Below are 9,159 nucleotides of genomic sequence, written 5' to 3'. Positions count from 1 at the left end.
GGGGGGGCGAGGATCAACCGCTCAGCCTCTTTGAAAAAATGCTCAGCGCAGTTATGGCCTGTGCCACTGCGATCAACCACCAGGAAGTCATCCCGCTTTTCGATCGTCAGCACCGGATGGTGCCAAACGCCGCGATGGTAATTAATGCCCTGCCTGCCGTTGGTGACGAAGGCGCGGACCAAGCCTGATACAGGTTCATCGCCAATTGGCGCGACCACGATCAGAAAGGGGTTGCCGAGCAGCGGTATGAAAGCCTGGCTGCCCAGCGGATGGCGTTCCAGCATGCAAACGGTCAGCGGCATGTCCTGCGCGTCGGCGCGGAAGATGCTGATGATCGCGTTGTCCTCAGGCTGAGCGGTTTCGACCGTCGCCAGTTTATGGAAGCGCATGGTCGAACCGTTGTTGATCATGAAGTGATCGCTGCCGTCGGTTTCGATCACGTCACCGAAAGGGGCGAAGGCTTCTTTGCTCAGCGGTTCAATCGTTAGTGTGCGCATGCTGTTCTTCTTATCCGAATTCGTTGTCTGTTCACTGCATTACTCTGTAGGAGCTGGCGAAGCCTGCGATCTTTTGACTTTGTTTTTAAGATCAAAAGATCGCAGCCTGCGGCAGCTCCTACAGGCTCAGTGTTATTTAGCGACCTTGCCCAGTACGCGCAGGCGGCTTACACCACCGTCCGGGAACACGTTCAGGCGGATGTGGGTGATCGGGCCCAGTGCCTTGATCTGCTCGACGAAGGTGTGTTCGGCGTGCATTTCCAGCTTCTGGCTTGGCAGCAGATCGCGCCAGAACAGCGACTGGGTTTCGATCTGGCTGTCAGTTCCGCCCTTGACGAACGCGCCCTGAATCGAGCAAGTGTCCGGGTAGTTGCCTTTGAAGTGCAGGGTGTCGACGACGATCTTCTCGATCTCGCCCGGGTGGCCCAGCGCGACGATGACCCAGTCATTGCCTGGCGTACGACGACGTGCAGTTTCCCAGCCGTCGCCCATGTTGATGCCACGGCCCGGGTTGAGAATGTTGCTCATGCGGCCGAAGTGTTCGTCGGAGCAGGCGAGGGCGCGGCCACCGTTGAGGGCTGCTGCCAGATCGACTTGCTCGTTGTCGCCAACGGCCGACCAGTCGCGATGCGGAACACCGTACACACGCAGACGGGCAACACCGCCGTCCGGGTAGATGTTGAAGCGCAGGTGGCTGAACGCTTTGTCGTTGCTGATTTCGTGGTAGTGGTGGCTGTTGCCCTGCAGCTCGACGGCCGACAGCACTTCAGTCCACTGGGTGTTTTCGTCCGGCTCGCCCGAGGCCAGGAAGCACGCTTCCAGCGAGGCCGATGGCGGGAAGTTGCCGGTGAAGAATGAAGTGTCGATGTCCACGCCTTTGATCGAGCCCGGTACGCCCAGACGGATCACTGCGCTGTCGAAGCCTTCGAAGCGCTTGCGGCGCGATTCCCAGCCGTCCATCCACTTGCCGTTGTCATCGAACACGCCCTCCTTCCATACGGCCGGGGTCGGTTGGAACAGACGATTGGCGTCTGCGAACCAGTCATCGGTGACCGAGATGATTTTGGTGCCCAGACGGGCATCGGCCAGGTTGACGAACTTCTCGAAAGGTACGGCGTAAGCTTTCATTCTTCTTGTCTGCCTTTAATAAGTTGGCTGGGGATGCTTGCAAGACCCTGGGTACTCTCCGCGTTTGATGTACTCGGGTCAGGCTTGCTAAAGAGTCAGTAAACGGAACAGGGCAATCTTGTTGATCTCCGCCAGCGCGCATTTGAATTCGGTGTCGACCGAGTTGTGAATGCGCGTTTCGAACGCCGCGAGGATCTGATGCCGGTTGCTGCCTTTTACCGCCATGATGAAGGGAAACTTGAACTTGGCTTTGTAGGCGTCGTTCAGCTCGGTGAAGCGCTGGAACTCTTCGGCCGTGCATTGGTGAATACCGGCGCCAGCTTGTTCATTGGTGCTGGCTTCGGTCAGTTGGCCCTGGACGGCCGCTTTGCCGGCCAGGTCCGGGTGAGCGTTGATCAGTGCCAGCTGACTGGCGTGATCGGCGCTCAACAGGATGTCGCTCATGCGCTGGTGCAGGGTTTCGATCTCGTCGATCGAAGCGTCCACGCCCAGGTCGTAGGCCTTCTCGGCCACCCATGGCGAATGTTCGTAGATGTCGGCGAAAGCGTTGACGAAAGCGTCGCGGCTCAGGGTCGACGGTTGAAGGGTTTGAAAGCGGCTCATTTGGCGGCCCCTTGGTACGGCTGGGTTTCGTGCCAGTGGCGCGCGATGTCGACGCGACGGCTGAACCAAACCTGTTCATGACTTTTGGCGTATTCGATAAAGCGTTTGAGCGAAGCGATGCGACCCGGACGGCCGATCAGGCGGCAGTGCAGACCGATCGAGAGCATCTTCGGCGCTTCGGCACCTTCGGCGTAGAGCACGTCGAACGCGTCTTTGAGGTATTCGAAGAAGTCGTCACCCTTGTTGAAACCCTGCACTTGCGTGAAGCGCATGTCGTTGGTGTCGAGGGTGTACGGGATCACCAGATGCGGCTTGCCGGTCGGGTTGTTCGGTTCCCAGTAGGGCAGGTCGTCGTCGTAGGTGTCGCAGTCGTAGAGGAAACCACCTTCTTCCATCACCAGACGACGGGTGTTCGGCCCGGTGCGGCCGGTGTACCAGCCCAGTGGGCGCTCGCCGGTAATTTCGGTGAGGACGCGGATCGCTTCGAGCATGTGCTCGCGTTCCTGCGCTTCGTCCATGTACTGGTAGTCGATCCAGCGGTAGCCGTGGCTGCAGATCTCGTGGCCGGCATCGACCATCGCGCGGATCACGTCCGGGTGGCGCTGAGCGGCCATGGCGACGGCGAAGATGGTCAGCGGAATGTCGAATTCCTTGAACAGTTTCAGGATCCGCCAGACGCCGGCACGGCTGCCATACTCGTAAAGCGATTCCATGCTCATATTGCGCGCGCCTTGCAGCGGCTGGGCAGCAACCATTTCAGACAGGAAGGCTTCGGATTCTTTGTCGCCGTGCAAAATGTTGCGCTCGCCACCTTCTTCGTAATTGAGTACGAACGACAGGGCGATGCGGGCATTGCCCGGCCAGTGTGGGTGAGGAGGGTTACTGCCGTAACCGATCAGGTCGCGTGGGTAGTCAGCGCTCACTGCAGTCTTCCTTCTTATTCGTTGACAGATGTGTGTGGCGGCCTGGCAGGCTGGCGTCACAGCGATGGGCTGATTGTATACAACTTTAATCGCACTTTGTAAGCCTGAATTTTCGCATTTTTCACCGACTGTCATCTTTTACTGCTAATGGCGTGAGCCTGCAAGAAACCTGCCTGACCCGTCAGCTAATGGATTGAAGGTTCAATGTTCAGGCGCTGTGCTGGCAGATCGCGGGTAAAGGCCCGGATGGCGGGGGCGCAGGAAAAAATGTCGTTTTTATTGTGTACAATTTTTTTGAAAAGTGTCTTAATCAGTCGCTCGCCGCAGCTTTTCGTGCTCCGAATCGGTGCGGTCTCCTTTTCAACTGACTTCGGGAGGCGCGAGGTCTGACTGCTTCCACGCAGGCAGGCGCGCAGAATCAATGGGACGTTTGACAACACACGTTTTGGACGCTGCACACGGTTGCCCGGGCAGTTCGATCAAGGTCGAGCTGTACCGCGTTGAAGGCTCGCAACTGGAATTGGTCGCCAGTGCGATTACCAACAGCGATGGCCGGGTCGATGCACCGCTGCTGCAAGGCGATGACTACCGTACCGGGGTTTATCAGGTTCAGTTCCATGCGGGCGATTACTACCGCGCCCGTGGCGTTCAGTTGCCGGAACCGGCATTTCTGGACGTGGTTGTGCTGCGCTTCGGCATCTCTGCCGAACAGGATCACTACCATGTGCCGTTGCTGATTTCGCCGTACAGCTATTCCACGTACCGGGGCAGCTGACCCCCAAGCAGCTGCCCCCACCGGGAAGCGACTGCGCATATAGCTTCTTTGGTCTTTCGCCCGCTCACACTGCGGGCTTTTTTTCGCCTGCCCTAAAGTCAAAAGATCGCAGCCTGCGGCAGCTCCTACAGATTGAAGTGCAATCCCATGTAGGAGTTGCCGCAGGCTGCGATCTTTTGCTCTTTAACGGCTCAGCAGGGAGGCAGCACCCGCGCCACTGAACAACCCGGCACTGATGCGGTTAAACCAGCTCTGCCCCTTGCCACTGCGCAGATACCGCGCCGCGCCATGTGCGCCCAGCCCGTAAGCCAGCTTGCAGCACAGATCGAGCACCACCCAGGTCGCAATCATGATCAGCAACTGCGGCAGGAACGGCTGCTGCGCGCTGAGAAACTGCGGCAGAAATGCAGCGAAAAACAGGATGTCCTTCGGATTACTCGCGCCCAACACAAACGCGCGCCCAAACAAAGTGCGAAAACGCGGCGTCGGTGCCGCCTGAGGCACTTCTGCGCCCACCGACGGTTGGCGCGATTGCTGCCAGCTCTGCCAGGCGAGGTAGAACAGGTACAGCGCACCGACGATTTTCAGCGCGCTGAACAACTGCTCCGACGCCAGCAGCAACGCACCGAGCCCCAGCGCCGAGGCACTGAGCAGGCAGATCGAGGCAATCACGCCACCGAGAAACGCCGGGTAAGAGCGGCGCAAACCGTAATTCAGACTGTTGCTGATCATCAACAACGACAGTGGCCCCGGAATGAGGATCACCACCAATGCAGCGCCGCTGAATAGCAGCCAGGTTTCCAGACTCATCACTTTCCTCCTTTTTTTGTTGTACTGAAAAATGCACAAAAGCCCCACCCGCGAGGGTGAGGCTGTTTTGAAACCTGAACCGCGTAGCGTTTACAGGAAGATGAACTTGGCGATGAAGATCGCGCAGAGCACCCACAGGCTGACGGAAATTTCCTTGTACTTGCCGGTACCGGCCTTCAATGCCACATAAGTGATGAAGCCCAGCGCGATACCGTCGGCGACCGAGAAAGTCAGCGGCATCATGATGGCGGTGACGATCGCCGGAATGGCATCAGTGGCTTCGTCCCACTCGATGTGGGCCATGCCGCCCATCATCAGCATCGCTACGTAGATCAGTGCACCGGCGGTGGCGTAAGCGGGAATCATGCCGGCCAGCGGTGCGAAAAACATTGCCGCTATAAATAGCACACCTACGGTGACTGCGGTAAGACCAGTCCGACCACCTGCGGCCACGCCGGCAGCACTTTCTACATAACTGGTAACCGGCGGAACACCGACAACAGCGCCGAATACGCTGGACGCACTGTCGGCTTTCATCGCGCGGGAGAGGTTTTCGATACGGCCGTCAGCGTTGACCAGATTGGCGCGCTGAGCAACACCCATCAGGGTGCCGGCGGTGTCAAACATGTGCACAAAGAGGAAGGCCAGGACCACGCTGATCATGCTGACGTTGAACACGCCCGCGACATTCATCGCCATGAAGGTCGGCGCCAGACTTGGCGGCGTCGACATGATCCCTTCGTAATGCACGATGCCCAGACCCCAACCGGCGAGGGTCACGGTGATGATGCTGATGAGGATCGCGCCGAAGACTTTGTGGTAGCTGAGGATTGCGATCATCAGGAAGCAGATGGCGGCGAGCAGCGGGCCAGGCTCGCGCAGGGAGCCGAGTTTGATCAGGGTCGCCGGGCTATCGACGACGATGCCCGCGGTTTTCAGGCCGATCAAGCCGAGGAACAGCCCGACACCAGCACCCATCGCAAAACGCAGGCTGACCGGAATACTGTTGAGCAGCCACTCGCGAATCCGCGAGAACGTCAGGATCATGAACAGCACACCCGAGACAAACACCGCACCGAGCGCGGTTTCCCAGTTGTAGCCCATGGTGCCGACCACGGTGTAAGTGAAAAATGCGTTGAGGCCCATGCCTGGTGCCAGACCAACTGGCCAGTTGGCGTACAGGCCCATCAACAGGCAGCCCAGCGCAGCGGCGATACAGGTGGCGACGAAGGCTGCACCGTGGTCAATCCCGGCATCGGCCATGATGTTCGGGTTGACGAAGATGATGTAAGCCATGGTGATGAAGGTTGTCAGACCGGCAATCAGCTCGGTCTTCACCGTGGTGCCATGCAAGCTGAGTTTAAACAAGCGCTCCAGCAAGCCATTTTGTAATGGCGGCGAGAGATCCAGCGTCGATGCTTCGGATTTGCGGCTTTCCACAGCGAGTACTCCTCAAGAGTTTTATTGTTATTTCCAGGGCCGGACCCATGAGGGGTGGCAGCGGCCCTTTGAGGCATACGCGAATTTGTTGACCATGCGGTCAGGAACTCGCACGCTGTGGATTATGCTTTTGTGTACAAATAAAGCAAATATTGTTTTTGGTTTTGTTTACGAAAGTTCCATCGATAGGGATATATCGTCTGTTCGGACTTCTTCGCGAGCAAGCCCGCTCCCACAGGATTCGTGGGTTTCTTTGTATCTGTGTACTCCCGCGATCATTGTGGGAGCTGGATTGCCAGCGATGAGGCCCGAACAGTCATTCGAGAACTGTCTGACTTTTCCCCAGCGCCAAATTCACCGCCAACCAGCCATTCACCGCCGCCTCCCCAGCCTCGGCAAACACCCGCTCCAGCAACTTCACCTGCTCACGCCGCAACGCCTGTTCAAACTTCGCGCCCTCCGCCGTCAACGCCAGCAGCCGCTTACGCTTGTCAGCCTCCGACGCGACGCTGTCGACCAGATGCATTTCCTGCAACTGCCGCAACGGCATGTTCAGCGCCTGCTTGCTCACACCGAGCAATTCCAGCAATTCCTTCACGCTCAAATTTGGATAACGGGCGATGAAAAACACAATGCGCTGATGCACCCGCGACAATCCGCGGCGCTCGAGCATTTCGTCAGCCTTGGCGGTGAATGCCTGGTAGCCGAAGAAAAATGCTTCCATCGCCTGCTGCTGACTGGATGGGTTTTTAAGGTCAAGCATGTTGACGTACTCGCTCAAGCTGGCGTAATTTCAGTCAACCAGTTTGACTCATTTTTCATCCGCCTCGCTACCGGTGACCTCCATGGCTTTTTCCGAACGTGTCTCGCGCCTTAAAAGTTCTTTGATCCGTGAAATCCTCGCGGCCGCCCAGCGTCCAGAGGTGATGTCGTTCGCCGGCGGCTTGCCCGCCGAAGCGATGCTGCCGAAAGTCGAGTGGGCCGACATGCCGCTGGCGCTCGGTCAATACGGCATGAGCGAAGGCGAGCCGGCGTTGCGCGAAGCGTTGGCGGCGGAGGCGAGGGCGCTGGGTCTGGACTGTGAGGCGAGTCAGGTATTGGTGGTCAGCGGCTCCCAGCAGACCCTCGATCTGGCAGCCAAGTTGTACATCGACAAGGGCACGGAAATTCTGCTCGAAGCGCCGACCTATCTCGCCGCCCTGCAAATCTTCCAGCTGTTCGGCGCCGATTGCCTGACCGTGCCGCAAGAGTCCGACGGCCCGAATCTGGTGCAGTTGCGCAGCCGCCTGGAACAACACCGTCCGGCGTTCATCTACTTGATCCCGACCTTTCAGAATCCTTCGGCCGTGCGCTACAGCGAAGCCAAACGTGCAGCCGTTGCGGCATTGCTCGATGAATTCGGCGTGACCCTGATCGAAGACGAGCCTTACCGCGAGCTGACCTTCGATGGTGGCAGCGCCAAACCGATTGCCGGGCGTCTGAAGAAGGCGAGCTGGATCTACACCGGCACCGTGTCGAAAACCTTGCTGCCAGGTCTGCGCATCGGCTACCTGATCGCCAGCCCGGATCTGTTTCCGCACCTGCTCAAGCTCAAGCAATCAGCGGATCTGCACACCAACCGCATCGGCCAGTGGCAGGCGTTGCAATGGATTGGCACGGAGAAATATCAGCAGCACTTGAGTGAGTTGCGTGGGTTCTATCGCCAGCGTCGGGATGCGTTTCAGGCCGCGCTGGAAACTCACTTTGCCGATCTGGCGGATTGGGAAATGCCGCAGGGTGGGTTGTTTTTCTGGCTGACGTTGAAGCAACCGCTGGATACGCGAACGCTATTGAATGAGGCGCTGGCCAAGGACGTGGCGTTTATGCCGGGGGAGCCGTTCTTTCCGGAGCCGGATAAACATCATGGGCATTTGCGTTTGAATTTCAGCCACATCGATCCGGCGCGACTGGATGAAGGGTTGAAGCGATTGGCGGCGGTGGTGCGCCAGGCGCAGTTGGATGAAGCGGCCTGATAAAACAAATAAACCGGCTCATGGGCCGGTTTATTTTTGTCTGATATTAGTGTTGGCCAAGAGGGCCTCTTCGCGAGCAGGCTCACTCCTACAATTGGAATGCGTTCCCCTGTAGGAGTGAGCCTGCTCGCGATAGCACCTTCAGCCCCACAACAAAACCATCAGACCGCAGCAAATCGCTTGTCCAGATAATCAATAATCACCTTCGACTCATACATCCACGTCGTCTTACCATTCTCTTCAATGCGCAGGCAAGGCACCTTGATCCGGCCACCCTGTTCCAGCAGCGTCTGACGATCCTGCTGGTTGTTCTTCGCATCCTTCAGCGCCACCGGCACATTCAGACGACGCAGAGTCCGGCGGGTTTTTACGCAGAACGGGCAGGCGTTGAACTGATACAACGTCAGATCCTTCGCTGCCGCATCCACTTGGGCCTGAGCAGCGGCGGGGCGTTTTTTCTTGCCCGGACGGGTGATGAAGTCGATGAAGATAACCAGTTGGCCGAGGCCGACACGAAGCGCTTTGACGAACACGTTGAAAGCCTCACGGTGCAGATTGAGAAAGGCGCGCAGCTTACCCGATTTTTCACGGGTGAAAAAAAACCGGCGATGAATGCCGGTTTTCTTCGTGCTGCGGATTACTTGATCAGGCTGAGAAACTCGCTGCGGGTGGCAGCGTTTTCACGGAACTCACCGAGCATCACCGAAGTGATCATCGACGAATTCTGCTTCTCGACACCGCGCATCATCATGCACATGTGCTTGGCCTCGATCACCACGGCCACGCCCAGTGCGCCGGTCACCTGCTGGACAGCATCGGCGATCTGGCGGCTGAGGTTTTCCTGAATCTGCAGGCGGCGGGCGTACATGTCGACGATCCGCGCGACCTTCGACAGGCCCAGCACTTTGCCGCTCGGGATGTACGCAACGTGCGCCTTGCCGTGGACCGGCGGCCTGTGGTGTGCGCAGAAC

Annotated in this window: 11 protein-coding genes; 2 read left to right on the top strand and 9 right to left on the bottom strand. The window is 58.2% G+C overall.

Translation table 11 applies throughout. From position 1 onward, the window contains the following. From ACIPZE_RS14720 to puuE, 4 genes are all read right to left on the bottom strand, one after another. Positions 1-497, bottom strand: a 497-nt coding sequence (locus ACIPZE_RS14720) for an ureidoglycolate lyase (RefSeq protein WP_400773496.1), incomplete at its 3' end; no start/stop codon positions are given. Between the two features lie 132 nt (positions 498-629). Further along, positions 630-1,625 carry an allantoicase gene (alc, locus tag ACIPZE_RS14715; RefSeq protein ID WP_122594937.1) on the bottom strand — a complete coding sequence of 332 codons (996 nt, stop codon included), beginning with the start codon at positions 1,623-1,625 and terminating at the stop codon, positions 630-632. A gap of 87 nt (positions 1,626-1,712) precedes the next feature. Further along, a complete protein-coding gene (uraD, locus tag ACIPZE_RS14710) occupies positions 1,713-2,228 on the bottom strand; it encodes a 2-oxo-4-hydroxy-4-carboxy-5-ureidoimidazoline decarboxylase (protein ID WP_129391274.1) in 516 nt (171 codons plus the stop codon). Next, positions 2,225-3,151, bottom strand: a complete 927-nt coding sequence (gene puuE / locus ACIPZE_RS14705; protein WP_077571773.1) for an allantoinase PuuE — start codon at positions 3,149-3,151, stop codon at positions 2,225-2,227. The genes uraD and puuE overlap by 4 nt, the downstream gene beginning before the upstream one ends. Positions 3,152-3,572: 421 nt before the next feature. Here puuE and uraH point away from each other — a divergent pair, with 421 nt between their 5' ends. Beyond that, the gene (gene uraH, locus ACIPZE_RS14700) at positions 3,573-3,926 is read left to right on the top strand and encodes a hydroxyisourate hydrolase (RefSeq protein ID WP_008031462.1); all 354 of its coding nucleotides are present in this window, start codon (positions 3,573-3,575) and stop codon (positions 3,924-3,926) included. A gap of 183 nt (positions 3,927-4,109) precedes the next feature. Here uraH and ACIPZE_RS14695 read toward each other — a convergent pair whose 3' ends face one another. The 3 genes from ACIPZE_RS14695 to ACIPZE_RS14685 all read right to left on the bottom strand — a co-directional run bounded on the left by ACIPZE_RS14695 (position 4,110) and on the right by ACIPZE_RS14685 (position 6,939). Further along, positions 4,110-4,736 carry a LysE family translocator gene (locus ACIPZE_RS14695; protein WP_008080903.1) on the bottom strand — a complete coding sequence of 209 codons (627 nt, stop codon included), beginning with the start codon at positions 4,734-4,736 and terminating at the stop codon, positions 4,110-4,112. Positions 4,737-4,826: 90 nt separating this feature from the next. After that, positions 4,827-6,176 (bottom strand): NCS2 family permease, encoded by a 1,350-nt coding sequence (locus tag ACIPZE_RS14690; RefSeq protein WP_283437161.1) that lies wholly within the window; start codon positions 6,174-6,176, stop codon positions 4,827-4,829. Between the two features lie 316 nt (positions 6,177-6,492). Beyond that, positions 6,493-6,939, bottom strand: a complete 447-nt coding sequence (locus ACIPZE_RS14685) for a MarR family winged helix-turn-helix transcriptional regulator (RefSeq protein WP_283437160.1) — start codon at positions 6,937-6,939, stop codon at positions 6,493-6,495. Positions 6,940-7,021: 82 nt separating this feature from the next. Here ACIPZE_RS14685 and ACIPZE_RS14680 point away from each other — a divergent pair, with 82 nt between their 5' ends. Next, on the top strand, positions 7,022-8,188 hold the full coding sequence (locus ACIPZE_RS14680; RefSeq protein WP_400773491.1) for a PLP-dependent aminotransferase family protein: 1,167 nt from the start codon (positions 7,022-7,024) through the stop codon (positions 8,186-8,188). Positions 8,189-8,349: 161 nt separating this feature from the next. On the opposite strand, the gene ACIPZE_RS14675 is transcribed toward ACIPZE_RS14680, so the two are convergent. Both ACIPZE_RS14675 and folE read right to left on the bottom strand, forming a co-directional pair. Beyond that, the gene (locus ACIPZE_RS14675; protein WP_283437158.1) at positions 8,350-8,721 is read right to left on the bottom strand and encodes a glutathione S-transferase N-terminal domain-containing protein; all 372 of its coding nucleotides are present in this window, start codon (positions 8,719-8,721) and stop codon (positions 8,350-8,352) included. Between the two features lie 104 nt (positions 8,722-8,825). After that, positions 8,826-9,159: GTP cyclohydrolase I (gene folE, locus ACIPZE_RS14670; RefSeq protein WP_400773488.1), on the bottom strand; the 334-nt coding region annotated here is incomplete at its 5' end.

This window comes from Pseudomonas sp. NPDC089741, assembly GCF_044748825.1.
GTDB classification, from domain to species: domain Bacteria; phylum Pseudomonadota; class Gammaproteobacteria; order Pseudomonadales; family Pseudomonadaceae; genus Aquipseudomonas; species Aquipseudomonas helmanticensis.
This window is presented reverse-complemented; position numbering and strand designations above follow the sequence as displayed.

Coding starts and splice junctions, on each gene's coding strand:
- ACIPZE_RS14680 (WP_400773491.1), top strand. CDS start 7,022: ATGGCTTTTTCCGAACGTGTCTCGCGCCTTAAAAGTTCTTTGATCCGT.
- ACIPZE_RS14685 (WP_283437160.1), bottom strand. CDS start 6,939: ATGCTTGACCTTAAAAACCCATCCAGTCAGCAGCAGGCGATGGAAGCA.
- alc (WP_122594937.1), bottom strand. CDS start 1,625: ATGAAAGCTTACGCCGTACCTTTCGAGAAGTTCGTCAACCTGGCCGAT.
- uraH (WP_008031462.1), top strand. CDS start 3,573: ATGGGACGTTTGACAACACACGTTTTGGACGCTGCACACGGTTGCCCG.
- ACIPZE_RS14695 (WP_008080903.1), bottom strand. CDS start 4,736: ATGAGTCTGGAAACCTGGCTGCTATTCAGCGGCGCTGCATTGGTGGTG.
- uraD (WP_129391274.1), bottom strand. CDS start 2,228: ATGAGCCGCTTTCAAACCCTTCAACCGTCGACCCTGAGCCGCGACGCT.